31 protein-coding genes and 1 pseudogene are annotated in these 26,585 nt (G+C 66.0%); 16 read left to right on the top strand and 16 right to left on the bottom strand.

What is annotated here, in order from left to right; genetic code table 11:
- Positions 1-3 precede the first annotated feature (3 nt).
- Positions 4-1,185: a zinc-dependent alcohol dehydrogenase gene (locus tag U0R18_RS03050; RefSeq protein WP_526365818.1), complete on the bottom strand. Its 1,182-nt coding sequence runs from the start codon at positions 1,183-1,185 to the stop codon at positions 4-6.
- A 102-nt stretch (positions 1,186-1,287) separates the two neighbouring features.
- Between U0R18_RS03050 and U0R18_RS03045 the strand changes: the two genes are divergently transcribed.
- The gene (locus tag U0R18_RS03045; RefSeq protein WP_526365816.1) at positions 1,288-1,785 is read left to right on the top strand and encodes a flavin reductase family protein; all 498 of its coding nucleotides are present in this window, start codon (positions 1,288-1,290) and stop codon (positions 1,783-1,785) included.
- Positions 1,786-1,919: 134 nt separating this feature from the next.
- Here U0R18_RS03045 and U0R18_RS03040 read toward each other — a convergent pair whose 3' ends face one another.
- The 4 genes and pseudogenes from U0R18_RS03040 to U0R18_RS03025 all read right to left on the bottom strand — a co-directional run bounded on the left by U0R18_RS03040 (position 1,920) and on the right by U0R18_RS03025 (position 6,440).
- Positions 1,920-3,083, bottom strand: a complete 1,164-nt coding sequence (locus U0R18_RS03040) for a glycosyltransferase (RefSeq protein ID WP_526365814.1) — start codon at positions 3,081-3,083, stop codon at positions 1,920-1,922.
- Between the two features lie 107 nt (positions 3,084-3,190).
- A pseudogene (locus tag U0R18_RS03035) lies at positions 3,191-4,603 on the bottom strand (CheR family methyltransferase); the annotation flags it as partial.
- Positions 4,604-4,638: 35 nt separating this feature from the next.
- Entirely contained in the window at positions 4,639-5,370 is a 732-nt protein-coding gene (locus U0R18_RS03030) for an ANTAR domain-containing protein (RefSeq protein WP_526365812.1), read from the bottom strand.
- Between the two features lie 122 nt (positions 5,371-5,492).
- Positions 5,493-6,440 (bottom strand): helix-turn-helix transcriptional regulator, encoded by a 948-nt coding sequence (locus U0R18_RS03025; protein ID WP_526365810.1) that lies wholly within the window; start codon positions 6,438-6,440, stop codon positions 5,493-5,495.
- A gap of 491 nt (positions 6,441-6,931) precedes the next feature.
- Between U0R18_RS03025 and U0R18_RS03020 the strand changes: the two genes are divergently transcribed.
- Positions 6,932-7,414, top strand: coding sequence for an STAS domain-containing protein (locus U0R18_RS03020; protein ID WP_526365808.1), 483 nt, complete (start codon positions 6,932-6,934; stop codon positions 7,412-7,414).
- A 507-nt stretch (positions 7,415-7,921) separates the two neighbouring features.
- Positions 7,922-8,155, top strand: coding sequence for a microaggregate-binding protein 1 (mbp1, locus tag U0R18_RS03015; protein ID WP_526365806.1), 234 nt, complete (start codon positions 7,922-7,924; stop codon positions 8,153-8,155).
- 275 nt (positions 8,156-8,430) lie between these two features.
- Here the strand turns inward: mbp1 and U0R18_RS03010 are convergent, their stop codons facing one another.
- From U0R18_RS03010 to U0R18_RS02995, 4 genes are read right to left on the bottom strand one after another with little or no spacing between them, the layout of a single operon-like run.
- Positions 8,431-8,772, bottom strand: a complete 342-nt coding sequence (locus U0R18_RS03010) for a PRC-barrel domain-containing protein (protein ID WP_526365804.1) — start codon at positions 8,770-8,772, stop codon at positions 8,431-8,433.
- Positions 8,759-9,151 carry a PRC-barrel domain-containing protein gene (locus U0R18_RS03005; protein WP_526365802.1) on the bottom strand — a complete coding sequence of 131 codons (393 nt, stop codon included), beginning with the start codon at positions 9,149-9,151 and terminating at the stop codon, positions 8,759-8,761. Before U0R18_RS03005 ends, U0R18_RS03010 begins: the two co-directional genes overlap by 14 nt.
- A complete protein-coding gene (locus U0R18_RS03000; RefSeq protein ID WP_526365800.1) occupies positions 9,148-10,377 on the bottom strand; it encodes an NRAMP family divalent metal transporter in 1,230 nt (409 codons plus the stop codon). The genes U0R18_RS03005 and U0R18_RS03000 overlap by 4 nt, the downstream gene beginning before the upstream one ends.
- Entirely contained in the window at positions 10,377-10,808 is a 432-nt protein-coding gene (locus tag U0R18_RS02995; RefSeq protein ID WP_526365798.1) for a hypothetical protein, read from the bottom strand. Before U0R18_RS02995 ends, U0R18_RS03000 begins: the two co-directional genes overlap by 1 nt.
- Before the next feature lie 176 nt (positions 10,809-10,984).
- On the opposite strand from U0R18_RS02995, the gene U0R18_RS02990 reads away from it, so the two are divergent.
- Complete coding sequence (locus U0R18_RS02990) at positions 10,985-12,445, top strand: aminotransferase class I/II-fold pyridoxal phosphate-dependent enzyme (protein ID WP_526365796.1); 1,461 nt, start codon at positions 10,985-10,987, stop codon at positions 12,443-12,445.
- A gap of 271 nt (positions 12,446-12,716) precedes the next feature.
- Here U0R18_RS02990 and U0R18_RS02985 read toward each other — a convergent pair whose 3' ends face one another.
- Positions 12,717-13,232 (bottom strand): DUF6328 family protein, encoded by a 516-nt coding sequence (locus U0R18_RS02985; RefSeq protein ID WP_526365794.1) that lies wholly within the window; start codon positions 13,230-13,232, stop codon positions 12,717-12,719.
- A gap of 228 nt (positions 13,233-13,460) precedes the next feature.
- On the opposite strand from U0R18_RS02985, the gene U0R18_RS02980 reads away from it, so the two are divergent.
- The 4 genes from U0R18_RS02980 to U0R18_RS02965 all read left to right on the top strand — a co-directional run bounded on the left by U0R18_RS02980 (position 13,461) and on the right by U0R18_RS02965 (position 16,217).
- Positions 13,461-14,510, top strand: a complete 1,050-nt coding sequence (locus tag U0R18_RS02980; RefSeq protein ID WP_526365792.1) for a DNA topoisomerase IB — start codon at positions 13,461-13,463, stop codon at positions 14,508-14,510.
- 67 nt (positions 14,511-14,577) lie between these two features.
- Positions 14,578-14,835 (top strand): Rho termination factor N-terminal domain-containing protein, encoded by a 258-nt coding sequence (locus tag U0R18_RS02975; protein ID WP_526365790.1) that lies wholly within the window; start codon positions 14,578-14,580, stop codon positions 14,833-14,835.
- A 19-nt stretch (positions 14,836-14,854) separates the two neighbouring features.
- A complete protein-coding gene (locus U0R18_RS02970) occupies positions 14,855-15,226 on the top strand; it encodes a hypothetical protein (RefSeq protein WP_526365788.1) in 372 nt (123 codons plus the stop codon).
- A 7-nt stretch (positions 15,227-15,233) separates the two neighbouring features.
- The gene (locus U0R18_RS02965; protein WP_526365786.1) at positions 15,234-16,217 is read left to right on the top strand and encodes an LLM class F420-dependent oxidoreductase; all 984 of its coding nucleotides are present in this window, start codon (positions 15,234-15,236) and stop codon (positions 16,215-16,217) included.
- A gap of 13 nt (positions 16,218-16,230) precedes the next feature.
- On the opposite strand, the gene U0R18_RS02960 is transcribed toward U0R18_RS02965, so the two are convergent.
- Positions 16,231-16,395, bottom strand: a complete 165-nt coding sequence (locus U0R18_RS02960; RefSeq protein WP_526365784.1) for a hypothetical protein — start codon at positions 16,393-16,395, stop codon at positions 16,231-16,233.
- A 359-nt stretch (positions 16,396-16,754) separates the two neighbouring features.
- Between U0R18_RS02960 and U0R18_RS02955 the strand changes: the two genes are divergently transcribed.
- From U0R18_RS02955 to usfY, 4 genes are all read left to right on the top strand, one after another.
- Positions 16,755-17,147 carry a hemophore-related protein gene (locus U0R18_RS02955; protein WP_526365782.1) on the top strand — a complete coding sequence of 131 codons (393 nt, stop codon included), beginning with the start codon at positions 16,755-16,757 and terminating at the stop codon, positions 17,145-17,147.
- Between the two features lie 63 nt (positions 17,148-17,210).
- Complete coding sequence (locus U0R18_RS02950) at positions 17,211-17,477, top strand: hypothetical protein (protein ID WP_526365780.1); 267 nt, start codon at positions 17,211-17,213, stop codon at positions 17,475-17,477.
- Positions 17,478-17,530: 53 nt separating this feature from the next.
- Complete coding sequence (locus U0R18_RS02945) at positions 17,531-18,154, top strand: flavodoxin family protein (RefSeq protein ID WP_526365778.1); 624 nt, start codon at positions 17,531-17,533, stop codon at positions 18,152-18,154.
- 30 nt (positions 18,155-18,184) lie between these two features.
- Complete coding sequence (gene usfY, locus U0R18_RS02940; RefSeq protein WP_526365776.1) at positions 18,185-18,496, top strand: protein UsfY; 312 nt, start codon at positions 18,185-18,187, stop codon at positions 18,494-18,496.
- Between the two features lie 11 nt (positions 18,497-18,507).
- Here usfY and U0R18_RS02935 read toward each other — a convergent pair whose 3' ends face one another.
- The 5 genes from U0R18_RS02935 to U0R18_RS02915 form a co-directional block, all read right to left on the bottom strand.
- A complete protein-coding gene (locus U0R18_RS02935) occupies positions 18,508-20,223 on the bottom strand; it encodes a thiamine pyrophosphate-binding protein (RefSeq protein WP_526365774.1) in 1,716 nt (571 codons plus the stop codon).
- Positions 20,224-20,258: 35 nt separating this feature from the next.
- The gene (locus tag U0R18_RS02930) at positions 20,259-20,429 is read right to left on the bottom strand and encodes a hypothetical protein (protein ID WP_526365772.1); all 171 of its coding nucleotides are present in this window, start codon (positions 20,427-20,429) and stop codon (positions 20,259-20,261) included.
- A 46-nt stretch (positions 20,430-20,475) separates the two neighbouring features.
- Entirely contained in the window at positions 20,476-21,015 is a 540-nt protein-coding gene (locus tag U0R18_RS02925) for a cysteine hydrolase family protein (protein ID WP_526365770.1), read from the bottom strand.
- A 124-nt stretch (positions 21,016-21,139) separates the two neighbouring features.
- Positions 21,140-21,874, bottom strand: a complete 735-nt coding sequence (locus U0R18_RS02920; RefSeq protein ID WP_526365768.1) for a DUF72 domain-containing protein — start codon at positions 21,872-21,874, stop codon at positions 21,140-21,142.
- A 14-nt stretch (positions 21,875-21,888) separates the two neighbouring features.
- On the bottom strand, positions 21,889-22,578 hold the full coding sequence (locus U0R18_RS02915; RefSeq protein WP_526367377.1) for an HAD family hydrolase: 690 nt from the start codon (positions 22,576-22,578) through the stop codon (positions 21,889-21,891).
- A gap of 84 nt (positions 22,579-22,662) precedes the next feature.
- Between U0R18_RS02915 and U0R18_RS02910 the strand changes: the two genes are divergently transcribed.
- The 4 genes from U0R18_RS02910 (at position 22,663) to U0R18_RS02895 (ending at position 26,534) form a co-directional block, all read left to right on the top strand.
- Positions 22,663-23,994 carry a class I SAM-dependent methyltransferase gene (locus tag U0R18_RS02910; protein WP_526365766.1) on the top strand — a complete coding sequence of 444 codons (1,332 nt, stop codon included), beginning with the start codon at positions 22,663-22,665 and terminating at the stop codon, positions 23,992-23,994.
- A gap of 64 nt (positions 23,995-24,058) precedes the next feature.
- Positions 24,059-24,832, top strand: coding sequence for a glycosyltransferase family 2 protein (locus U0R18_RS02905; protein ID WP_526365764.1), 774 nt, complete (start codon positions 24,059-24,061; stop codon positions 24,830-24,832).
- Complete coding sequence (locus U0R18_RS02900; protein WP_526365762.1) at positions 24,829-25,782, top strand: acyl-CoA dehydrogenase family protein; 954 nt, start codon at positions 24,829-24,831, stop codon at positions 25,780-25,782. Before U0R18_RS02905 ends, U0R18_RS02900 begins: the two co-directional genes overlap by 4 nt.
- On the top strand, positions 25,773-26,534 hold the full coding sequence (locus tag U0R18_RS02895) for a PIG-L deacetylase family protein (protein ID WP_526367375.1): 762 nt from the start codon (positions 25,773-25,775) through the stop codon (positions 26,532-26,534). The genes U0R18_RS02900 and U0R18_RS02895 overlap by 10 nt, the downstream gene beginning before the upstream one ends.
- Positions 26,535-26,585 lie beyond the last annotated feature (51 nt).

Genomic DNA, 26,585 nt, shown 5'->3' with positions numbered 1-26,585 from the left:
GGCTCACGGCTCGAGGATCACCTTCACCGCGCCGTCCTCCTTCTTCTGGAAGATCTCGTAGGCGTGCGGCGCCTGGTCGAGCGGCAACCTGTGCGTGGCAAAGGTGTCCACCCCCAGCGGGTCCTCGTCGGTGAGCAACGGCATGATGTCGTCGACCCACTTCTTGACGTTGGCCTGGCCCATTCGCAGCTGAATCTGCTTGTCGAACAGCGTCAGCATGGGCAACGGGTCGGCCGCGCCCCCGTACACGCCGATCAGCGAAATGGTGCCGCCGCGGCGCACGATGTCGATGGCCGAGTACAGCGCGTCCAGCCGGTCGAGGCCTGCCTTCTGCATCATCGGCTTGGCCAGCGCATCCGGCAGCAGTCCCGTGAACCGTTGTGCGGCTTTGGCGATCGGAGATCCGTGCGCTTCCATCCCGACCGCATCGATCACCGAGTCGGTGCCGCGGCCGTCGGTCATGTCCCGGATGAGATCGCCGAGCTTGCCCTCGGCGTCGGCAAGATCGACGACGGCAATCCCGCGCGCCTCGGCCCGCGCGAGTCGTTCCGGCACGCGGTCGACGGCGATGACGCGGTGGCCGAGATGGCTGGCGATACGCGCGGACATATCGCCGATGGGACCCAGTCCCAGTACGGTCACCGAACCGCCGGCCGGGATATCCGCGTAGGCGACGGCCTGCCAGGCGGTCGGCAGCACGTCGGACAGGTAGACATACCGTGAATCCGGGGTTCCCAGTGGCACTTTGATGTGAGTGAAGTGCGCCTGCGGCACCCGCAGCAACTCGGCCTGCCCACCGGGCACCGATCCGTAGAGCTCGGAGTAGCCGAACAACTCGGCGCCCGTACCATGGCTGCGCACCTGGGTCGTTTCACATTGGGTGAACAGCTGCCGGTCGCACATGTAGCAACTGCCGCATGAGATCTGGAATGGGATGACGACGCGATCGCCGACCGCCAGGTTCGGTACGCCGGGGCCGACTTCGCGGACGATCCCCATCGGCTCGTGGCCGAGGATGTCACCGGGCGTCATGAATGCGCCCAGCACCTCGTAGAGGTGCAGATCCGAGCCACAGATGTTGGTCGAGGTGATCTCGATGATCGCATCGGTCGGTTCTTCGATCCTGGGATCGGGCACGTTCTCCACCCGTACATCCCTCTTGCCATGCCAGGTGACAGCCTTCATTCCATTCCCTTCCCACGAATTGTGACCGCCTGTCTACCCGCGTCCCGGCCCGCTAAACGGCAGCGGGGATTGCGGTCGCACGGGAGGGGGCATACGGGACCCGTGGTGGATTCGGCTGCGGATGCCTTCGAAGAATTGGTTGCGTCGCTGGATACCCCCATGTTCGTGGTGACGACGGCGGTAGGGGACCGGCGGGCGGGCTGTCTGGTCGGATTCGCGAGCCAGGTGAGCATCGAGCCTCCCCGATTCCTCGTGGGACTCTCGAAGCGCAACAAGACGTTTCGGGTCGCGACCCAGTCCTCCTTCCTGGCGGTTCATGTGTTCGAGAAGCAGTCGATGGAGGTCGTGGAATTGTTCGGCGGCCAGACGGGGGATCGCGTCGACAAGTTCACCCGGTGTTACTGGCATCAAGGTCCCCACGGCGTGCCCATACTCGATGACGCCGCCGCCTGGTTCCTGGGCCGCACGATCGACCGGATTCCCTTCGGCGACCACGTCGGTCACCTGTTGGAGCCTGTTGACGGCACCGGTCCGCGGGAGGCCGGGCGCTGGGTGTCCTTGTGCGACGTCCGCGATCTGCGGCCGGGACATGAGGCGTGAACCGGCTTTCGCCCGAATACTCTTGGCTCGGTGTTTCAACGTCCCGGTGCGTGGTTGGCCAGGACCTGTCGGAGATGGTCCCAGCCCGGCTCGGCCGCCCGGCTGGGCGCCTGAGCCCCGGAAGTCGAGTCGCGTCAGCCGGCCAAATGTTGTGGCAACACCGGTATCTGTCCTACTCGCTGGTAGACCAGTTCCGTCTCGTGCGAGATCTGGTCCCACGTGTAGCGCGAACACGCCCTGGCTCGGGCTGCCGAACCCATGCCCTGCCGCCGGAATGATTGAGCGATAAGGGATTTCAGGGTGCGCAGGAGTTCGTCGGGACGGTGTGGGGAGATGAGAATCCCCGTGACATCGTGGACGATGAGGTCCGCCAGCGCGCCGGCCGCGCACGCGACGACGGGAATGCCGCATGCCATTGCGAGCAGAGCGCCGGATTCGGTGCTTGCCGAACTTGTCGTGCACGTGACGATGTCCGCCGAGCGCAGGACGGCGGCCAGCGCAGCGGTGGTGGGTGCATTCTCGAAACGCACTCTGTGGGCCACACCCAGAGATGCCGCTAGACCCATCGCGGCCCGCACCATGCGGTCGTGTGCCGGCGTCATGGCTGCGACAAAGGTGGTCCGAGGAAGTCTCGGCAACAACCTGACCACGTCGTCGAAGCCGTGATCGCCGAACCGCGAGGAGGCCACGCCGACAATCGTGCAGTCGGTTCGACTTTCGTGCCCAACGGGCGAAGGCCGGAATTGGCGGGTGTCGATGCCCGGCGGCACCACGGTGATGCGGTCCCGGCCATTTCGTACTCGGATCAGCGTTGCCTCTTCCTCGTGCGACCCGGCGAGCAACCACGTGACATTCCTGGCCAGCGCAGTGGTCAGCCGCGTGTCGGGCGAGTGATCATCGGTCATGTCGGCTCGCGCATGGAAGGACTGCACGGTTGGCAGGCTCTCGCCGTCAGCTGCCACCGCAGCGGCAAGCCCGGTGGGCCACGAGTGCGCGTGGACGACATCGGGTCGGCATACGCGCCAAGCGCAAGCCAGCTCAGCCGCGAAATCCCCGATGAACGGAAAGGTCTCGCGTTCGGCGAGGACTCGCGCCGGCCCTGCGCGCAGCGACACGACCGGGTAGGACCCGTAGCCGTCGGACTCGAGCTGCCGGCCCTCGTGCCGCCGATACAGCACGACCTGGTGGCCCCGTCGGCTCAGCGCCGCCGCGAGCTGCCGACCGTACTGCGCGTCGCCGAGCGGTTCACCCGTTCGCGACGCGCGTCCGTCCGGGCCTGCCACGATGGCGATCTTCATCACGTGTCCTGAAGGTCGGGTGAACATCGAAGTGCTTACCCGGGGCACGAGAAGGAAGAAACGAGCCGGCCAGATCACTTCGCTTTCTGGACCGGTCACTTCGCGTCTCAGCCGCCTGGATCCAGGACCTCCATGAGCAGGAGCGCCCCACCGGCCGATGCCTCGGCGGAGCGGAAGGACGAGCAGGTGATCCGAACACGGGTCTGGCGCCCGCGGCGATTCACGGCGTCGACGGTCGCCTCCCCGGAACCGCCCGGATCGACGAAGGCGTTACCGATCAGTGGTAGTACCTCGTCCATCGGCAGCCCGATGTCCAGGGCGCTGAGGACATTGCCGTTGGCTTCTTCCGCACGTAGTCCCCACAGTTGTTCGCTGCCACGGTTCCACACCACCACCCGCATGTCGCGGTCGACGACAACCATGCCCATGTGCACCGAGTCGATCAGCGAGGTGATGAACGTCTTGGCCTCGTCGAGTTCGACGCTGCGTTCGCGCAGCGTGTCGTTGATGGTGTGCAGTTCGTCGTTGGTGGACTGCAGCTCCTCGTTCATCGTCTCGAGTTCTTCGTTGGTGGACTGCAGCTCTTCGTTGGTGGTCTCGAGTTCTTCGACGGTGGACTGCAGCTCTTCGTTGGTGGTCTCGAGTTCTTCGTTGGTGGACTGCAACTCCTCGTACGCAGTCTCGAGCTGTCTGTTGGTCTGCACCACCTTTTCCAGCAGGGCGCGGGTGGCAGAGACGTCGAAGAACACGATCGAGACTCCGGCCAGGCCGTTGTCGGAGTCGACAAGGGGATTGACGTGGATCTCGAACCAGACGGTGTCCACGCCGGGGCGCTGGAACGTCACATCCTGGATCCGTGCCGAGCGGCGCTCCACCTTGGCCTGCTCGATGTAGGCCCTCAGCTCGACCGGGCGGTAGGAGACCTCCAGATCCCGCAGCAGCCGCCCGATGTCTCGGGCGGACAGTCCGAACGCGATCTCGGCCTGCTGGTTGATCATCGCGACGGTGTCGTCTCCGGTGACCACGATCTGCGCGACCGGGCTGGCGCGAAACGCGAGCTCCCGCACATGGGTCAGGGAGGTGAGTTCGCCCTGCCGTTCGAACATCACCGCGGCGGCCTCGAAATGGTCATATCCGGAGTGTGACCCGATGGCCTTGCGAAAGATCCGGTTCTTGAGGCTCACCGGGGTGAAGCGGTCGCTGTGGCTCAGCAGCATCTCGGCATGGCCCAGGAACAGTGTTCCCTGCGGAGCGAGCGCGAAGTGCAAGCGGCCCAGGACATTACGCTGTGTCTCGGCGTTGAGATACATCAGTGTGTTCCGACAGACCAGAAGGTCGACGCGTGAGATCGGAGCGTCCTTGACCAGGTCGTTGCGGCCGAAGATGACTGCCCGGCGGAGATCTTTGTGGAACACATAGCGGCTGTTGACCGGTTCGAAGTATCGGGCGACCAGTTCGGGTGGCACCGACTCCACCGCCTTGGCGTCGTAGCAGGCGCTGCGCGCAATGGTGAGCGCGTCTACTCGGCTACCCCATTTGGAGCCGGCCAACCGGCTCAGCGGGCCGGATCCTCCCGGGAGGCAACCAGCCGCTGAGCTATTTCGACCAGCTTCACATTGGCCTCCTGAGACGCACGCCGCAGCAGCTCGAAGGCCGCGACCGCGTCGATGTCGAATCGCTCCATGAGGATTCCCTTGGCCTGGCCGATCACGTCGCGGCTGGCCAGGGCACTTTGGAACTGTTTCTCACGGCGCATCAGGTTCCAGGCCACGGTGGTGTGGGCCGCGAACACCAGGCCGATCTCGATCGATTCGTCGTCGAACGCCCGCTCCGTCCGGGCGTAGAAGTTCAGTGCGGCCATGCTCCGACCCTCGGCGAACAGCCGGTAGGAGATGACCGCGCGCACCGGGGTGCGGGCCAGGGCTGCGGCGCGGTACTCCGGCCACCGGTCCTCGGTCGTCAGATCGTCGATGCGGATGGTGTGCTGGTTCCAGGCGGCGGACAGGCACGGGCCTTCCCGGAACTCCTGCTGGATGTCGTCGAGTGTCCGGGGGACCGGGTCGTTGGCGCCGAGGGTGCTGACGTCGCCGTCGGCGCTGACCCACGTGATCCCGACGTAGTCGGCTCCCGGGACGGAATGCACGCTGGCCAGGTTGATCTCGCCGAGCGCCTCGTCGAAGTCCGCTCCGGCCCCGCGCTGCAGGCCGTTCACCGTGTTGAGCACCGAGAGCAGCCGTCGCCATTCGGTGGATGGTTGGGCAGCAGGGTCAAGTGCTTCGAAGGGCACGGCTCTTCCTCCATCCACCACGACGACGGCCTCGCACGGGCGTCGAAAGTATCAACGAGCCATCGCCTCCTCGCGGTGCGGATGGCTGGGTTTCGCTTTTTGGACGTCGCCGGCGGCGGCTCCTAGGCCCGGAGCGTCACATGCGGGCTCTGACCGTAGTGCTGTCGGTAGTAGACCGCGAACCTGCCGACATGCGCGAACCCCCATCGGTGGGCGATCGTGGTGACCGTCGTGTCGGCGCGCGTACCGGCGGCGAGGTCGACATGTGCATGATGTAGCCGCACCAAACGCAGGTATTCGGTCGGTGTGCAGTCGCGGTGCTTGCGGAACATGTACTGCAACGCGCGCGGAGTCACATAGACCGAGCCGGCGATGTCGCTGAGCGTGATCTCGCGGTGCGCATTGTCGTCGATGAAGGCCATGGCGCGGCGGAGCAGGGTGGGCGTGCTGTCACGCCGGTCCGTGGCATCCGGTTCCAGCAGCGCGGTGTTCGGGATGGTCGACAGCAATACGGTTGCCACATACTGCTCTAATGCGTTGGACAGCAATTGATTTCCAATGCCCTGCGAGCGAAGTTCCGTGGCCTGACCGATGTGGGCGAACAAATCGAAGAGCTGGCGATTGGCGGCGTCCGAGATCGGTACCGATGCGGTCAGCTCCACCAACCCGGCCGAGCGCGGCGCTCCGCACGCGACGGCGCCGAGGAGCCGGCGATCCAGGAGCAACTGTTCATACCTGCCACGCTGGACCCGGCCACGACGGCGCGGTCGGTCACTGATCCCGAATGCGCCCACCTGGCCCGGCTCGAGTGTCGTCGGTGGTGTCCGGTCCGAAATGCCGCTCTCCAGGCCGCCGGAGAGCACCCGGCACAACACGAGGCGGTCCAGGTCTTGCGCTTCGTACTCGAAGTCGAAGCCACATTCGGTCGCATCCAGACTGAGGTTCCCGACCGACGCACGCGCGATGCGCATCGACGTGACGTCCGTATCGGAGGAGGGGCAAATCCGGATTGCAGCCAGGTTTGTTTTCAACACCGACTCGGCCTCGCCGAGATCGTGCGTATCCAGCATTACTTCTCTGGTCACCACAGCGCTTCCGGTCCGAACCGGGTCGACAAGCATCTGACCCGAACGCCTTGTCCCATGCCTGGCCTACCGAAACGGCCCAGTTCACCTTCGACCATAGGTCGCCGACGACGGCCATGCCACCTGGCGGGCTCAGGATGACGGCGTTCGGCGGCTGATCTCCGGCTGACGGGGGGAACGCTGCCCATGTCGGGGGCAATGGGCGGCGCGACCACGAAATCCGTAGCAAAGACCAGGCCCAGACCGCCGATATCGGCCCTCGGAGCAGCCTTTCGGGATGGGCATGGCAGGCTATCGGCGGTTGGTCGTGCCACGGCATTGGCTATCCAATATGCGAAAGGCATATTCCGCCCCGAAAGCCTGTAATGAAGAAATGCGTTTGGGGCACAACGTATTCGGTAGAAAATTTACAGTTCGGTCAACAAGGCGCGGCTTGACGTGCAACACAGCTGAGCTACGGTTTGAATGGGTTGAGCATGCAGCCTGGATCCCCGGCTGTAGCACCATTCCGGTGGGTCCCGCAATCCGTTGTGGAAGGACTCGTCATGTCGACTTCACTCCGCGTCCGCACACCACGTGCGTGCAACGACTCAATATCTGCCGACCCCACAGGCCTGCGGTTGGTAATTCTGCGGAATCAGGGCATCGTGGTCCTTCGCGCCTACGGAGAAGTCGATGCCTTCAATGCCGACCGGTTCGGGTCGCAGCTGGCCAGGCTCCCGCGGTGTCACGAGAAGATCGTCGTTGATCTGAGCCAGTTGCGCTTCTGCAGTGTGGCGGGGATCCGCATGCTCGATCGACTGCATGACCGGTACCTCGCAAAGGATGTTGCGTGGGCGGTGGTCGCCGGGCCGCGGGTGGGGCGCGTCCTCGAACTCGCCCCGACGATTTCGCCCCTGCCGTTGCGGGCCGAGGTCGATGACGCCATCCGGCTTCTCCGCCCACGGCAGCGCAGCTGAGGACCAACCACACTCGCGACCCAGTTCGCGGGCGGCCGCCTGCGCGGCCACCGGCAAGATCCGTCTACCGAGATGCCGTTACTGATTGGGACTGACCGCTCACTGGTTTGATGAATAGGGGTGGGCCCGCATTGCGGGCCCACCCCGCGCCATCGAGGTCTGTCATGGAATCCGTTTGGCAAGTGGTATTTTGGCGATCTTCGCGCCCTACCTATGTCCGACTGCGCCGACGCCGTGGTCATCTATACGCGAAATGTACTGGCGGCCACTCAGGTAATCGAGAGTGGACTGCCATACCTCGGCAACGGACGACCGCCGAGCTGCTGAGGCTCAGCAGCTGGACCCGGTTGCATGAGAGTTGGCCTGTGACGAATCCGCGCCAGCGCGGGGGTTTGGGTGCCCGAAAGGCCGGGAACGGCTGCAGAGCGCGGGTTGAAAGAAGCGCTGCTTCCAATTTTGGGCTCGCGCAACGGAAATTCAATCCCAGAAAGAAGGGAATGGTCTGCAATGTCGGACAAGAGTGGAGCTGGTGAAGGTCTCGCAGGTGTGGTCGAGGGCGCGAAGGGCAAGGTCAAGGAAGCCGCCGGCGCGGTGACCGGACGCGATGACCTGCGCCGCGAGGGCGAGGCGCAGCAGGACAAGGCCGATTCGCAGCGGGAGGCAGCCGAGAAGGAGGCGCAGGCCGAGGGTGCCCGCGCGGCCGCAGACGCCAATGAGGCGCGGGAGAAATCCGAGCAGTGACCCGCCATCGAAGTAGGTCCGGCCTGCAGGTTGGCCGGACCTACTTCGATGTTCGGGCAGCGTCGAACTCGATCCGGCCCCGATCTCGAACAGTGCACGAGCCGCCGCGGCCTCGGGCCGCCACCCGTCTGCGTGAAGCAACTGCACCGAAGGAGCGTGGTCGTCACCGACGACGCCAGCAGCGCCTGTTCGACCTTGTAGTGCGGGATGAACTCGGCCCGGTCGGCACCGAATACCGACACGTACACGAGATGCCGGCATCCTTCGATCCTGGCTCAATCATCGTCACGCAGTACGGGCGAATACCTCGTCGCGCCGGCCCGCACGGACACCCCCGAAGCCTCGATGCCCGCGACATCGCGCCAGAGCGCCAGAAAGGTTCCGCGGTGATGCCATCGGAGCACGTTCGCCAGAAGAAATGGTCGCTGCGCAACCGAACGCTCATAACCCAGGAACGATGATCGGGTCCGTGGGCTGACCACGACACCAAAGAGTTCCGGTCGGCCCGGATGATCCGTCAGGTCGCCGGCGATGGCCAGTCGAATGTCGATCACCGTGCCCAGTCGGCGGCCATCGGTGTCATGGACGGCCATTCCCAGGAGTTCACTGAGCTGCACCGCGGCCCCCTGGGATTCGGGTGATGATGCGGTCGCGCAACCAGTGTTCGACCCACAGGCTGTCGAGTTCGTCTGCGTCGGAGGAGAGTTCGACGACGATACCGACCTTGCGGACGGTCGCCCAGGCCAGGGGTTGCAATCTCGATCGGGGCGGCTGGCCCCCGAAGATGCGGGTGATGAGTACCTGCCCGGTGAGCAGCGCGCTGACCCGAGCGGGCCCGTCGTCGGAGTCGACCCCTTCGATCTCGAGGTCATCGACGATGCCGACCGGTTCGCCGCCGGAGTCGAGCAGCTGCCGGTCGAGCAGGTGCAGCCGGGCGTCCAGCAGGGTGCCGGGCGGACGCGGCGCGTCAGGGAACGCGTTGTCGGACAGTGTCATTGACCAGCTCCCGTGACAATCATCAGAGGAATGGCGGCCAGGGATGCCGCCAGGATGACCACCAGATATACGGTGGCTGCGGCGTTGATCGCCGACCCGTTGACGTGCTCGCCCATGTAACCCGGATCGTTGGCCACGATCAGGATCGGCAGGTACGTCAACGGCAATGCGATGGCCGAGAAGACCACCGAATACTCGGTCACCAGGATGGGGTCGATCCCGGTGAACAACACCGCCGCGCAGGCCACCACGACGACCAGCATGACGGTGTGGAACCGTGCCGCCTGGGCGGGCCGACGGAACTTTCCCCACGCCCAGCCGAAGAACTGCGCCAGTGTGTAACCCGAGGAGAGGGTGGTCTCCAGGGCGGCGCCGAAGGTCGCTGCGACGATGCCGATGATCACGAATGCCAGTGCCAGCTTGCCGCCGGCGGCGATCACGGGCATGGCGATCTGCGACAGCGAGGTCACCTCGATCTGTGCGGGCATCAGGACCACCGTGGCGCAGGCCGCAATGGCCAGCGAGAGTAGCCCGCCGAGGGGGAATCCCACCAACACGTTGAGGCGCGAGGTGCCCAGATCCTGCACCGTCCACTGTTCTTCCACGGCGCCGGAGGAGAAGAAGAACACCTCATACGGGGTCATGGCCGCACCGAACAACGCGATTGCGTAGTACCAGTAGGTCGCCGCGGACTCGGTCTCCGGAATCACCGGCGCGAGAACCTGATGGGTGAGTTCGTGCCAATCGGGTCGCAGCGCGAAGACGCTGACGGCGAAGACGATCAGGCACAGCCCCAGCAATCCGGTGACGTTCTCCATGATCTTGAAGCGCACCCGCCAGATCACCACCCACACCGCGAACGCGGCGACTGGAATCCAGGACAGCGGACCCACATCGGTGGCCAACTGCAGGGCTAGTGCGATACCGCCCAGTTCGGCGGTCACGGTCATCAGATTGATGAGGAACGATGCCGACAGGTTGGCGGCGGCCATCCGCGGTCCGAGCCTCTCCCGGATGATCTCGAAGGTGGCCCGGCCGCTGACCGCGGCCACTCGGCCGGCCATCTCGGCATACAGGCAGATCCCCACCACACCAACGGGAATGACCCACGCCAAGCCCATCCCGAATCGGGAGCCGACCACGGCGTTGGTCACCAGGTCGCCGATGTCCAGGAAACCGCCGATCGCGGTGAGGATGCCCAGTGCGACGCCAAATATCCTCTTCATCAGCGGTATTCACTCTCGAGTGCGGCGCTGACGTCGAGGAGGTGTTGGCGCACCTGACGCGGGTCGGGTTGACCGGGCAGCGCGCGCAGCGCCGCGGCGGCATTGAGGTCGTTGATGAGCTCGGTCATCGTCTGTGCGAGTAGGGCCTGGCGCTGCACATCGACGGGGTCGTGTGCGGCGAGCACCGCGATGCCCTGGTGGGCCTTCACCACTTCGTCGCGAGCGTCGGCTAGTTGCACGCTGGCCAGTTGCCGCGTCGAGCGGTGATCCGTCCACAGCTGTAGAGCCAGCGCGGCCGAGCGCGCCGCCGACTGTGCTTCATCCTTGGCCGAGGCGAGTTGCCCCGGCATACCGTCGCGATTGGCCGGGCAACTGGTCAGGATGAAGAACAACGTGGCGAGCAGGACCGCGGCCGCCGATGTCACACGCACGATCCGGCGCCTGCTGGCGCCGGTCCGAGCTCCAGGAGGCGCCGGCTTCGTCTGCACACCCCTATATTTGCCGAATAACGACGGTGGGAAACCGAAATCGGGTTACGTCGCCGTCGCCCGAGCCACTGCGATCCTGGCGGCGATTGCGTCTGGCCGGCCCCGGGTATCTCTGGCCCGTGGATCAATACGAGGCCCCGCTGCTGGACGCGGTCGCCGACTACCGCAGGGCCGACCGATACGGCTACACCCCGCCCGGCCATCGGCAGGGCCGGGGAACGGACCCCCGGGTGCTGGCGGTGCTCGGTGAGCAACCGTTCCACGACGACCTTCTCGCATCGGGGGGTCTGGACGACCGTCGCACGAGCGGCGGCTACTTGTCGCGCGCCGAAGCGTTGATGGCTGACGCGGTGGGCGCGGAGTACGCATTCTTCTCGACGTGTGGAAGCTCGCTGTCGGTGAAGGCCGCGATGATGGCAGTGGCCGGAGGTGCGGGCGGCGGCCTGCTGCTCGGCCGGGACAGCCACAAATCCGTTGTGGCGGGCCTCATTTTCTCCGGTGTGCTGCCGCATTGGATAACCCCGCGTTGGGACCCGGCACACCACTTGTCGCACCCGCCGTCGCCGGACCAGGTTCGCGATGCATGGGAGGCCCATCCGGACGCCGCCGGCGCCCTGGTGGTCAGCCCGAGTCCGTACGGCACCTGCGCGGACCTGGAAGCCATCGTCGATGTGTGCCATGAGCGCGGCAAACCGCTCATCGTCGACGAGGCGTGGGGGGCGCATCTGCCGTTCCACGACGATCTTCCGACCTGGGCCATGGACGCCGGGGCCGATGTCTGTGTCGTCAGCGTCCACAAGATGGGCGCTGGTTTTGAGCAGGGTTCGGTTTTCCACGTGCAAGGGGATCTGATCGACCGCGATCGGCTGTCAGCATGCGCTGACCTTCTGATGACGACGAGCCCGAATGTCATGGTGTACGCAGCCCTCGACGGCTGGCGACGGCAGATGGTCCAGCACGGCTCTGAATTGCTCGGCACCGCCCTGCAGCGGGCATCCGAGGTGCGGTGCCGATTGGCCGACATCGATGGCATCCGGGTTCTCGAACGCGAACTGCTCGGCGCGCAGGCCTCTCACGATCTGGACCGTCTACAGGTGCTGATCGACGTTTCCGCCACAGGAAGATCGGGGTACCAGGCCGCCGACTGGCTTCGGCAACACTGCGCCGTGGATGTCGGCATGAGTGATCACCGCCGGATCCTGGCGACCTTGTCCTTCGCCGACGACGAATCAACCCTGGAACGCCTGGTGCATGCGGTCGATTCGTGGCGTGCTGCCGCCGACGGGCTGCCCGCACCGCCGCAACTGGATCTACCGTCGCCCAGCGAGCTCCAGCTCGCCACCGAAATACCGCCCAGGGACGCGTTTTTCGGCAACACGGAAATGATTCCGAGTCGCGGCGCCGCGGGCCGCGTTGCCGCCGAACAGATCACGCCGTATCCGCCGGGGATTCCGGTGGTGGTTCCGGGTGAGCGCCTCAACAACGCGGTGCTGGATTATCTGCGCAGCGGCGTGCAGGCCGGGATGACGTTGCCGGATCCGGCCGATCCATCCTTGGAGCGCATTCGCGTGGTTCGTTGACGGCGGCCGCGAAGCGCCCTCCGGAATGCTTCCGATCCCGTTGTGTCACAGCCGATTCAGCAGCACCGCATCCCTCGACTTCGGCGCCGACCGACGCGGGAAGCTCGAGGCTGGTTGGGAGCAGGGGAACCGTCCCCGCCGACGTGGCGACGGGGACGGCTTTCCCTCCCCCCGGGGAGTCGGATAACCAACCCGCCGTGCCCGCAAACAAATAGTTCGAATTATGGGAGGCCCGATCAAACGAAACCGCAGCAGGACCGCGGCACAGCAATCACGGCGCAGGCGGCTGCAGTTCGCCACGCCGCATCATCAGCGGTACGACGAGCCAACCCAGCGTGAACAGGACCAGGGCACAAGCGCCCGCAATGAGAGCTGGGACACGACCGACGACCGCGTCAAAGATGATGGTGGTGACGCCGGCAAGCGCGAAGCCGAGAAGAAGCAGCCCGGCATAGGCGCAGCGATGCGCTGCGGAGACCAGCACGACCAGGCGGTGCCGGCGGAACAGCAGCCGGTGCATACCCACCGGGGCGATCAGCAGTACCGTCGAGGCGACAGACGTGGCAACGGTTCCCAGGTATACCCCTTGCATGCCGTGGCTGAGGACGTCGAACCGCTGTTGAAACGGGAGTGTCAGCAGGAAGCCGGTCAGAAGTTGCACACCGGTCTGCACCACTCGCAACTCCTGCAACAGACTCGACCAGTTCCGGTCCAGCCGTTCGGTTTCGGTCTCATGCCGCTGCCGGAGGTCCCAGTTCTGGTCATCTTCGGGATGGTCGACATCCACGTCTGGATTGTCGCATCCCGGTGGGTCAGCGCGATAGCTTCCGCAATACGGCGCACTCCTCGCCACGCTGTGTGGCGGCGTCATACCGGCGCTTCGTCTGTCACGGGGCGGTATCCGTGCGCGCCCGCTCTGTCGACCGCGGCTCGGACCACGCCCGGAACGTGTCGCCCAACGGTGTGAGCTGGGCAAGTCTCGGGTAATACCGGTTCAGCCGAAAGGAGGATCTCGATGCGATTGCGTCGCAGCGTGCTCACGGGGCCCGGCATCACACGGCGGCGCCGCGGTGAGCGGATGTCCTATTACGACGCCGAAGGCAATCCGGTGAAGGATCCGCAGACGCTCGCCCGGATCAAGGACCTGGTGATCCCTCCGGCATGGCGGAAAGTGTGGATCAGCCCGCATGCCAACGGGCACATCCAGGCAGTGGGCACCGACACGGCGGGTCGGCGTCAGTACCTGTACCACCAGGCCTGGCAGGACGAGCGCGCGGAGGCGAAGTTCGACCGGGTGCTGGACATGTCGACGGAACTGCCGCAGTGGCGCGCTCGCATCGCGGCGGACCTCGCCGGGCGTGGGCTGGCCCGCGACCGCGTCGTCGCACTCGCACTGCACCTGCTCGATCTCGGATACTTCCGCGCCGGTGGCGAGCAGTACGCCGAGGAGCACGAATCCTACGGTCTCGCCACATTGCTCTGCGAACACGTGACGGTCCGCGACAGTTCGGTGCTGTTCGACTACCCGGCCAAGAGCGGAGTGCGACGCACACTCGAGATCGAGAACCCCGAGGTGACACGGGCCGTACGGGCCCTCATGCGCCGGGATGAGCGAGGAGAACGACTTCTCGTGTGCCGCAGTGAATCCGGGATTGCGGAAATCCGGTCGGACGACATCAACGCTCGGTTCAAGGAACTCGTCGGCGCGGACTACAGCATCAAGGATCTGCGCACCTGGCACGGAACCGTCCTCGCTGCCGAGGCGTTCGCCGTGGCCGATCCGGCGCTATCCCACCGCGCGGCCAAGAAGGCCACGGCGGCCGTCATGAAGACCGTCGCCGAGGCTCTCGGCAATACCCCGGCGGTGGCACGCGGCTCCTACGTCGACCCGCGCGTGGTGGCTGCCTACGAGGACGGCCGAACCATTGAAGCGGCAGTCAGCCGAGCGGCCCGCCTACGCCGGCCGGGGGCCGCACAGGAAGTGCTCGAGAAAGCGACCCGCACCTTGATCCGCCAGCACGCGCGATCCGGCGCCGGAACGGCCCGACTCGCGAAAACCGCCTAGCCGGTTTGGCTGCCGAGAGGCGGGGCACCCTGCACAGCAGACCACGTTGTCAGGAAGGGATCCGCTCATGCCGAACGCCTCGATCAAGAACGAGAAGATGTACCGGGATCTGCGCGAGGAGGGCAACTCGAAGGAGAAGTCAGCCCGAATCTCCAATGCCGCCGCCGCGCGCGGAGCCTCGTCGGTCGGCCGCAAGGGCGGTGAGGCCGGATCCTACGACGACTGGACCGTCTCGGAGCTCAAGAAACGCGCCAAAGAACTTGGCTTGTCCGGCTATTCGTCCCTGACGAAGAGCAAGCTCATCGCCAAACTCCGCAACCACTAGAGCAGCCGGGAGTTCAGCGATGTCCGTGACTGCTTTCCAGGATCTGCCGCTAGCCGACCGCGACCGGACTTGGGACGGTGATGCCGCCGAGAAGCGGGTACGTCGATGGGCGGCGGCAACCGAGGAACCCAACGGCAAGTACCGGGATGCCCACGTCTGGTACGACAGTGCGAAGAAGGACAACTTCACCTCCTACAAACTGCTGATCGCCGATGTCATCGACGGCAGGCTGCGAGCGGTTCCGCGCGCGGTGATGGCGGCCGCGGCCGTGATGCAGGGGTCACGCGGCGGTGTGGACCTGCCGCGGGCAGACATCGACCGGGTCAAGAGTCACCTGGCCAAGTACTACGAGAAAATGGACGACGCTCCGCCGTGGAACACCGAAAGCTAGCGGTCCGATGACGAGGTTTGGCTACACCCTGATGACGGAGCAGTCGGGGCCCAAAGAGCTTGTCGAATACGCGATTTCGGCGGAGGCCACCGGCTTTGATTTCGAGGTGTGCAGTGACCACTTTTCGCCGTGGTTGGCCGCCCAGGGGCACGCCCCCAATGCGTGGGCCGTGCTGGGTGCCATAGCCCATGCCACCGATCGTGTCGACCTGTACTCATACGTCACGTGCCCGACCATGCGCTACCACCCGGCCATCGTCGCGCAGCAGGCCTCGACGGTGCAGATTCTGGCGGATGGCCGATTCACGCTCGGCCTGGGCTCCGGCGAGAACCTCAACGAACACGTGGTCGGCCGGGGCTGGCCCGCCCTGCCCACGCGGTTGGACATGCTGGCCGAGGCCATCCACATCATCCGGGCACTGGCCGACGGGGATCTGGTGGATTGGCGCGGCGAGTTCTACCAGGTCGACTCGGCGCGGCTCTGGGATGCGCCGGACGTTCCAGTGCCCCTGGCTGTTTCGATGACCGGGCAGCGGTCCGTCGAGCGGTTCGCACTGCTCAGCGACCACCTCGTCGCCGTCGAGCCCGACGCCGAACTCGTCGAGTCGTGGCATTCGCAACGCTCCGGCAAGGACCTGAGCGGCGGCCGCGTCGTGGGCCAGATTCCGATCTGCTGGGATCCCGACCGCGAAGCCGCGGTCGCGCGCGCCCACGATCAGTTCCGCTGGTTCGGCGGCGGCTTTGCCGTCAACGCCGACCTACCCACCACGGCGGGCTTCGCCGCGGCCAGCAGCTACGTCAGGCCCGAGGATGTCGCCTCGAGTATTCCGTGTGGGCCAGACCTGGATGCCATCGTGGCTGCGGTGAGCAAATACTGGGAAGCCGGCTTCACCGACATCGCTCTGGTCCAGGTCGGCGACGAGCACCAGGACCGGTTCCTGCGGGAGGCCGCGCCGCCGCTGCTGGACGCACTGCGGAAGGCCAGCTCCTAGAACGCGGTGTTGGTCAGTCCGGTGGCTCCACAGGTCGCGGTGAGTCGGAGTTCTCGCGCTCGGCGGCCTGCGTGGTCTCGCCGTCACTTTCGTTGTCCTCGGTGGCGTTCACGGCGTCGACGCTCTGTTGCAACTTGTCTCGTGGTTCATCCCGGTAGATCCCGCGTCCGCGTGGCATGGTGATTCCTTTTCCGTTGAGTTCCGGAGGAGGAGTAACCATCGTGCAGCTGCCTACACCATAATGATCTTGAAATATCGCCGGCCGGCAGGGCTGCGGTCATTTCGGTTCGGTAACGGAATTGGTCGCACCCGAGGCGAAGATTGGCAGCATTCTGAGCATCCTTAAGTTCGCTCACGGCCAAAGGCTCTGCCACCTGGGTTGATTCAACGAACCTGAGGCCGAGATCACCACAATATTGAGTAACGCCCGCACACCTCGAAAATTCGCGGGAATCGACCGGATCCGCGGCCCGCCGCCATCGGTACGGTTGAGTTCGGGTGCGGGGATCAACAATTGCGATGCAAGGAAATATGATCATGAAATTCAATGGTTCTGGTGCGCGCGGATTGGGTGTCGGCATCGGCTGTGTGCTCGGGGGTGTGGCGGCGTCGCTCGTAACGCTGCCGGCGGCGGCCGCGGCCGACCAGTGCAATGCGGATGCTCTTGCGGGCACGGTCAGCACGGTGACGGGAGCCGCCCAGCAGTATCTGGTCGCGCATCCGGGCGCCAACCAGGTCGTCACCGCCGCATATGGCCAGCCGCGTGATCAGGCTGCGGCCAACATCCGCGGCTACTTCACCGCCAACCCGGCGGAGTACCACGATCTCCGCGGAATCCTGGCACCGATCGGGGATGTCCAACGACGGTGCAATGTGACGGTGCTGCCTCCCGCGCTCGCGTCGGCCTATAGCGAGTTCATGGCCGGCTGACCGGTCTTACCCGGATGCCCGGCGCAGGTGTGCGGCGCCGGGCATCCGGGTACCCATCCCCGCATGAATTTGCGGGACAGCATTGAGATGGTGCCACCGACCGACATCTGCGAGGGTGATGTCATCGAGGATGCGGTCGCACAGCGCTGGGTCACGGTGCGTGGCATCCGGATGATCACCGATGCCGATGCCGGCGCGTACAGCTTCTACAGCAACGGACCGGGCGATCGCGTGACGTTCGAAGGTGACGAGCTGGTGACACGCAAGAAGCGGTCATCCGTTCGTAGCATCGAGAACCGCTGTGCCCGTGATGCTCTCGCTGGGCGCTGATCGAGCGCCATGCGGACAGGTTTGGCAGCAGCACCGCTGGGTATGAATGCCCCATGACCGACGGTCCAGCTCCGCTGCGCGCCCTGGCCCTGGTGTGCAGCCTCAAACCCAGTCCAGCGCCGTCGAGCAGTGCCCTGATCGCGGCACACGTTGTCGACACTCTCACGACGCAAGGGGCCGACTGCGAAACGATCCGGTGCGTGGATTTCGACATCGCTCCCGGTGTGGAAGCCGATATGGGCAACGGCGATCAGTGGCCACAGATCCGGGCCAAGGTGCTCGACGCCGATATTCTGTTGCTCAGCACACCCATTTGGCTCGGCCATCCGTCCTCGGTGACACAGCGTGTCCTGGAGCGGCTCGACGCTGAACTGTCGAACAAGGACGCCGACGGACGCCCCGTGATGACCGGGAAGGTGGCGATCGTCAGCGTCGTCGGCAACGAGGACGGCGCGCACAAGGTGATCGCCGACGTGTTCCAGGCGCTCAACGATGTCGGCTACTCGATCCCGGCGCAGGGGAGCACCTACTGGAACGGCGCCGCGATGGAATCCGTCGACTACAACGACCTCGATGAGGTGCCCGAAGCGGTCGCTTCGGCATCAGCGGCCGCCGCACGCAATGCCGCCCACTTGGCGAGGGTGCTCGAACGCGCCCAGTACCAGCCGTACAGCTGAGTAAACACGCTCATCCACGAAGGAGACCCCATGCCAGACACGTCACGCGATCCGGTGGACCACGTCCGTACAACGCGCCAGCACGCCGGCGAGACGGTCAAGAACGGCCAGAACGGCCCGGGCCTGATCGCCGTCGGAATCGGGGTGCTGGCGCTGGTGATCAGCCTGGCGGCATTCGCGACCGCCCATCCGACCGCAGGGCTCATTGCCGCGGTTGTCGCGGTGCTCGTCGCCGGAGCCGGGCTCGGCTGGCTGGCTTTCACCCATCGCAGGGTCCGTGAGGCCGAGCGGCAGTGGCACACCGAGCATCCGGGTCGCCCCGCGGAGCCGCCCACCAGCTGAGGCGCCAGGTGTCACTCCCGGCTGTTGAGGTTTTCCTTGATCTTGGCGATCGCGAATCCCCACCCCTGCTGAATGGTCGGCTTGGGCGGCACCGAGATCTCGGCGGGGTTGGTGTGGACGTCTACCAGAGCTGGGCCGTCGTGGGCCAGTGCGGTCCGGATCGCTGCCGCGACGTCGTCGGGCCGGGTCACCTGCTGGGCGTGCAGTCCCATTGCCTCGGCGACGGCGGCCAGGTCGGGGTTGTCCAATTCGGTGCCGAACTCCGGCAGTCCGCTCTGCTCCTGCTCGAGTTTCACCATGCCCAGGCGCTTGTTGTTGAATACCACGAACGTCGCCGGCAGCCGGTAGGTGACCGCAGTGCGCAGATCGCCCAGCAGCATCATCAGGCCACCGTCACCGCATAACGCGACCACCTGGCGACCGCGGTCCAACGCTTGCGCGCCCAAGGCCTGCGGCATGGCATTGGCCATCGATCCGAGGTTGAACGAACCCAACAGCCTTCGCGTACCGCGCATTTCGACGAAGCGGGACAGCCACACCGTCGCCATCCCGGTATCGGTGGTGAAGATGGCGTCGTCGGCGGCGGCGTCGTTGACAATGTTGGCGACCAGTTCCGGGCGGATCAGCTCGTCGGGATTGTCCAGATGCTTTCGCACCCGGCCAACGAGCTTGCGATCGTGCGCCGGGTCCGTCAGCCGCAGCTGCGCACCGTACCAGCCCTGGTACTCCGCCCGGTGCCGGTCGAGGTGCTTGGTGTCGCCACGGGGTTCGAGCAGCGCAATGAGCTGTGCCAGTGTGCCTTTGGCGTCGCCGATCAACCCACGGGTCACTGACACCCGCCGTCCGATGTGTTCGGGCCGGGAGTCCAACTGGACCACCTTCTTGCCCTTCGGCAACCAGTCGCGATAGGGGAAGTCGGTGCCGACGAGGAACAGGGTGTCGGCCTCGTGGAGCGCCGTGTGGGCGGCGCGGTTGCCGATCAGCCCGCTCTGGCCCACTTGATACGGGTTGTCGTGCTCCAGGCCTTCTTTTGCCTTCAGGGTCAGAACCATCGGTGCGGCAAGGGCTTTGGCGATGTCCAGCACCTCGTCACGCGCATCGCGCGCTCCGCAGCCCACCAACATCGTGACCCGTCCGCCATCGTTGAGCAGCGTTGCGGCCGCGGCCACATCCGGCGCCGAGGCGACGTTGCGGCTCCCGTCGAGGGCGAACGTCGCCACTCCGTCGGTATCGAGGTCACCGACATCCCCGGGCACGGTCAGCACCGCGACCCCTCGGTGGGCGTACGCCGCGTTGACGGCCTGTTCGAGCAGATACGGCAGCTGGGCTCCTGCGGTGACGGTCGCGTGGAACACCGCAACGTCGGCGAACACCGCGTTGTTGTCGACCTCCTGGAAGAAGTTGCTGCCCATGTCCGAGGTCGGCACCTGACCGCAGATCGCCAACACGGGCGCGTGCGATTTCTTGGCGTCGTAGAGACCGTTGAGCAGATGCAGCGAACCGGGTCCGACCGTACCCATGCATACTCCGACGGTGCCGCTGAGTTGAGCCTGGGCGCCGGCGGCGAAGGCCGCGACCTCCTCGTGGCGGACCCCGACCCATTCGACGCGGCCGTCGAGTCGGATTGCCTCGGTGATGGGGTTCAGCGCATCACCGACCACCCCCCAGACCTGCCGAACACCCAGACTGCCCAGCGCATCGACGATGGTGGACGCGACGGTGGCCATGGCGCTCCTCCAGATCTCGTATCGGGGACCGACATTCAGTCCTCGGCGGCTCGGCGTTCGGCGCCGGTCTCGCCGCTGTCGAAGTCGTCGTCGGCGGATGCGCGGCCGACGTAGCTGCCATCGCCGTCGCGGCCCGCTCGGGAACCGGCGACATTCGGGTCGGGCTCGACATCGGATTCGGCGCGGTCCTTCTTGGGATTGCTCATCTTCGTCTCTCCATCTTCAGGTTGAACAGGTCACCGAGGCCGCCGGTTATTTCAGGCATTGCGCCGCATCCTCGAGTTGGGCGCTCATATTGCGTCGCATCATTTCCAGTGCCGCCGCGCCCAGGCCGGCGTCGATGTGCGCGACGGCGTCCGGCGGTACGACGACCTCGTAGTGCCGCACATAGCCGTCGAGCGCGCTGTAGAGGATGCATTGTTCGGTGACCTGGCCGGTGAGAACCAGGCGGCGGGTCTCCAGCCGGCGAAGCAGATAATCCAGCGACGTCGCGTAGAAGACGCTGTGTCGAACCTTCAGCAGGGACAGCCAATCCGACTGGGGCAGTATGGGTTCGACCAGATCCGGCCGTGCGCCGTCGAGCGCATCGCTGATGATCGTGCGGTAGTCCGCGGTGAAGTCGCCACGGTTGTCGTTGACATAGATCAGGTCGACATGACCGCGGCGGTCGGCCTCCTCGATCAGTCCGACCAGCGGGTCGATCATGGTGGACACACTCTCGGCCAACTGCTCGGCATCGGGATGTCGATAATCGTTGAGCATGTCGATCACCAACACCGCGGTGGCGCTCATGTGGGCTCCCGGAGCCGACCGGTCCGGCCGGGGGTCACGGCGCGCGTCGTCGACATGTTGGACACGCGGGCGAATACCCGGCGTCGCGCGTACACAAACACCGCCCGGGCGGTATGCCCCTCGATCAATCGCTGCTCAGCCGTGTGCGCAAACCCTGCGCGTCGCGCACCGCGTTGCCCTGGCCGTCGTTGTTGAAATATGCGAACACATCGTGACCCGCCGCCGACCACTCGCGGATCCGGTCGGCCCACCAGCCCAGAGCCGCCGAATCGTAGGAGCCACGATAGAGCGCGTCGGGATCCGGGCCATGGAGTCTGACGTATACCGATTGTGCGGTCGCCCTCAGAATGCACGGCAGTCGAGCGCCGCTCATCACGACGTATGACGCGCCGTGGCGCTCCAGGATCGAATACACCTCGGGCGCATCCCAGGAGGGATGGCGCAGTTCCACCGCCACCGTCACGCGACGCGGGACTGCCGACAGGAACCCGTCCAGCCGGGCATCGTCACGCTGGTGTGCCGGGTGCAGCTGTACCAGCAGGGGACCGGCGCGCTCGCCGAGGGCCGCCAGCCCAGCGGTGATTCGTTCGATCCACGGTTGAGCGGACGCGAGACGCCGCGCGTGGGTGAGTCCCCGTGGCGCCTTCACGGCCATTTCGAAACCTTCGGGCAACCGGTCCCGCCAGTTGTTGAACGACGACTCGGTGGGCCAGCGGTAGAAGCTGCCGTTGAGTTCCACGGTCGCGAACTCGGCGCTGTAGCGCTCGAGCCAGCGCCGCTGTGCAAGCCCCGGTTCGTAGAGAACGCCGACCCAGTCCCGATAGGTCCAGCCCGACGTACCGATGCGAACCTCCGTCACCTCTGCTCCCAGGATCAGGGACGCGGTGACGGGACCATGAACGTCCCGATCGGACTGTCGTCCAGATGCTGCAGCAGGTCCTCGGGGTTGTCGAAAACCGCTTCCGCACCTGCAGTTTCGAGTTCTCGGTCGCTCACCCCTCCGCTGCGCACTCCGATACACATGACACCCGCTCGGTTGGCGGCCATCATGTCCCACACCGCATCGCCCACCAACACCGCGTTGTTCGGTTCGACGTCGGCGCGCATGAGTGCCACCTTGACGATGTCCGGCCGCGGCTTGGCAGTCTCGACGTCTCGGGACGACGTCGCCGCCGAGATCACGTCATCGCACGCCAGCACCTTTCGGCTCATCCGCAGTTCGTCCTCGGGTGCGGAACTGGCCAGCACCACCTCGATACCCGCGGAGGCGATACGGCGCAGCAGGTCCGCCGCACCCGGGAGTGGGTTCAGCAGCGAACTGGATCTCTCGTAGTAGTGACCGTGTTGTTCGGACAGCCGCCGCTGCGCCGCATCGTCGGCACCATCCGACAGGGTGTCGATCAGCGTCGAACCATCCATCCCGATGCACCGGTGGATACGCCAGGTCTCCACCGGTAGTCGCAGATCAGCGAAGGCCCGCCGCCAGGCATCGACGTGCAAGTAGGTGGAGTCCACCAGCGTCCCGTCGACGTCGAACAACACCGCTCGCCGATCACCGCCCATGTATGCCTGATACCCGACGCCCGCGCGACCAAACGAACCCGGCGCGAGCGGGGCCATGGTCGGTGGTTGACCTACATTGGTCACATGCGCCGTGGCACGAGCCAGCCTGGCGGGCCGGAAGAACGCGAATTCGAACACGCGGCGACCGGTCTGCTCGATGCCCGGTGGGATAGCGTCCCCCGGGTCGATATGGCCGGCCTCGTCGATGGAACGTCACGGGTGCTGGCCACCGGCACCGACATCCGGCAGATGGTGGCGGCCGTCGGCGCGACACTGGCCGACCTCGCCCGCGCCGGCACAGACGTGGCCATGATCGTCGTCGAAACAACGGATCCCAGCGACTCCGAGCCGCCCTCGAGTCCTTTGCTGCCGGACATTTCCCGGTGGGACCTGCGTTCCACCGAGGCCGGTGTCCTCGACGGCGTGATGTGCGAACGGTTGGCGCCGCTCCTGGATGACCGAACCGTGCTCATCGCACCGACCGGAACCGTTGAGTGTCCGGTCGCGCGGGCTGCCACCGCTGCGGCGCGAAAGAAAGCAGCCAGATTGCTGGAATATGTTCCCTGGCCGTGGTTCTCGTCCGGACACGACGACTCGTTCTGGTCGCGGGCGCGCTGGCTGGTTCCGTCGCTGACGGGGCTGCGGGACAAGGATCTGGCACTGGAACAACTGGGTCCACCGTGCCCGGCGGTCAGCTCGCTGGCCGCCGAAGTTGCATTGGTCCCGCAGAACCCCGACCTCGCCGCGCGCGTCGCCGCAGTCACCCGGGTCGCTGCTCGGCCAGGCGAGATCGCCGCGCCATTCGACATGATGTTCGACGACGGTAACGAGGATCCTTGGCACCTGGACGATTCGCCCTATGAGCAACGCCGGTTGGCGCTCGTGCTGGCCTGCCTGGGCCGTCCGCGGTACCGCCGTGTCATCGAAGTTGGCTGTGCAACAGGACAATTGACTGCAGCGCTGGCGCTCCGAGCCGATGAAGTCATCGCCATGGATGCCAGCCCCAAGGCGCTGGCGGTAGCGCGGCGCCGCGTCGGGGCTGCCAACGTCCGTTGGGTACTGGGCGCGGCGCCCCAGGACTTTCCCGATGCCGACGCGGACCTCGTCGTACTCTCCGAGATCGGGTACTTCCTCGACGGACCGGACCTGCTGTCCACGGTGCGTGCGGCTCGCCGAAACCTGGCCCCGGGTGGTGAACTGCTCATGGCGAATTGGCGCAGGAGCACCGAACACATTCCGCTCGATGGCCCCGCCGCCCAGCGGCAGACGGCGGCGGTCCTGGATCTACCGCTGCGTGCGCGCTACGAGGATGCCGATCTGGTGGTGGAGGTGTGGGGGCAGCCGGAGTCCGTTCACGACGAGTACGACGGGGCAGTTCTTCACCGGCAAGGGTTTGATCAGGCGTGTAGCGGGTAACCCGCCTGCCGGGTGCAGCCCGCCGCCCGTGGACCATGTCGTCACGCCACGGTGAAGGGGAACAGTGACTATCGCCGAAATTCGAGCATCGCGGTCGGGCGCCGACTTGACAGGCGTCGTCGACGAATTGTGCGTAGTGGTTCCCGCCCACAACGAACAGGGACTTGTCGGCAACTGCCTCAGCACGCTGCATCATGCGCGACGGGAACTACGGCGCCACGCACCGCAGATCACCTGCCGGGTGGTTGTGGTGGCGGACGCTTGCCATGACCGGACTGCCGGTATCTCGCACGAACTCGGGGCCACGGTCATAGCTGCTGAACATCGCAATGTCGGCGCCGCCCGGCGCGACGGTGTCGCCGCAGCCATCGCACGGAGCACCTCACCACTGGACCGGATGTGGCTGGCCAGCACCGACGCCGACTGCGAAGTGCCGTCGTACTGGTTGGTCCACTTCGTCGCGGCGGCAATCCGCGGGTATCACATGGTCACCGGGATGGTCAGCCCCACACCGGGTTTGAGCGCGGCCGAACTGGACGCCTGGAAGCGGAGGCACCGCTACGTGGACGGCCATCCGCATATTCACGGCGCGAATCTGGGTTTCCGGGCTGACGCCTATGTCGGCCTGGGCGGCTGGAGCCCGCTGCGGACGGGGGAGGACGTCGCACTCGTCGAGCGCGCAGAACGGCAGTCGGGCCTGCGCATCCTGCGCTCCGCGCGGGTGCCTGTGCGGACCAGCGCGCGTCGTGTCGGTCGTGCTCCGGAGGGGTTCGCGGACTATCTGTCGACACTGCGAGATAGCGACTTCGGCGGATTGACAGCTAGGACAGCGATATGACAGCTGGGCTGCTGCGATGCTGGATCGACGAAGGCCGCCTCGAGCTCGCCCTGCCCGGATCGGGTCGGACGGGTGAGCGATTCCGGCAATTGGCCACGTTGGCCGGGGAGAATCTGACTGCGGCCCGGATCGCCGAGGGCCATTCGGACGCGGTTGCCATCCTGCATGAGTTGGGTGGCAAACCGCCTGAGCCAGGCCAACTCTGGGGTGTCTGGGCCGCGGAGTCCGCTGAACTTTCGCTGACAGCCGGTCTGACGCCCAACGGTGACTACAGCTTGGATGGAACCAAGCCGTGGTGTTCGGGAGCGGACATCTGCACCCACGCGCTGGTGACCGCGCAATTGGTCGATGGCCAGCGGGGCCTGTTCGCGGTCGAACTCACCGATTGGGGCGTCCGGGCTCGACCAAGCTCATGGTGGAATGCGGGAATGGCCGGCAGCGACACCCGCTCTGTGCAGTTCACCGGGACACGTGCGACGTTGATCGGCGAGCCCGGACAGTACCTGCAGCGGCCTGGGTTCTGGCACGGCGCGATCGGGGTTGCCGCGTGCTGGTTCGGCGGCGCACGCGCGGTCGCCGGCCCGCTCTACGAGCGCGTGGCCAACGGATCCGACGAGCCGCACCTGCTGGCCCATCTTGGCGCCGTCGACGCGGCGCTGGCCGGCGCCGAAGCGATGCTGTCGGCCGCAGCCGTGCACATCGACGCGGATCCCTTCGACCACACCGACGCGGCGCAGATACTGGCCCGCCGCACACGCGCCGTCGTCGAGCACACGGTGGACGAAGCCGTCACCCGCACCGGCAGGGCGCTGGGTCCCGGGCCGCTCTGTCACGACCCCAACCATGCGCAAGTGGTCGCCGATCTGGTGATCTACGTGCGCCAGAGCCATGCCGAACGTGATCTGGCGGAGTTGGGCAAGCTGTGCGGACCCGGCGGCCTATCCGGGTGAGCAACTGCGGTCGCTTTGCCGCAGTGCCGCTGAGCACCGGCGGGACCGGCCTGCATGAGTGGCGCGAGACCCCGTCGCTGCCCAACCTGGATCTGCGTGAGTGCCGTGCGCTGTTGATCGTCGGCGCTCATCCCGACGATGAAACGCTCGGATTCGGCGCCACCGCTGCACAACTCGCGGCCCGCGGCGTCGAGGTTCGGGTGGTGTCGGCCAGCGACGGGGAGGCCGGCCGGCCCGAGTCCTCCGATCTGGCGAAGCAATGCTTGGCGCGCGAGCGCCGGGAAGAGCTCCACGCGGCGGCGCAGGTGCTGGGTGTCCCACCGCCCATCACGCTGGGACTGCCCGACGGACGGTTGGCCGAACACGAAACCGCCCTCGCTGCGGTGCTCACCGACATTCTGGGCACCGGCCCTCCCGGCACCTGGTGTGCGGCCACCTGGCGTGGCGATGGGCACCCCGATCACGAAGCCGTCGGCAGGGCCGCGGCCCGCGCGGCGGCGGCTGTCCACGTGCCATTGCTGGAGTATCCGATCTGGATGTGGCACTGGGCACGGCCGAACGATCCCGCGGTGCCGTGGGACCGGGCATTCTCGATCGACCTGGCGCCACCGTTCGCGTCCATGAAAACGGAAGCGGCACTGAGCTTTCAGAGCCAGTTCCGCAGGTTACCGGACGGTGGGGAACCCATTCTGCCGGCCTTCGTGTTACCCCGACTGCTCGGTGTCGGCGAGATTGCGTTCGCCAACGGATAGCCGGAGCACTGTAGCCGGCCGGCACCGGGTTCGTTGACCCGCCGCGGACCG

Origin of the sequence: Mycobacterium sp. (assembly GCF_046330795.1) — a bacterium.
Classification (GTDB): domain Bacteria; phylum Actinomycetota; class Actinomycetes; order Mycobacteriales; family Mycobacteriaceae; genus Mycobacterium.
This window is presented reverse-complemented; position numbering and strand designations above follow the sequence as displayed.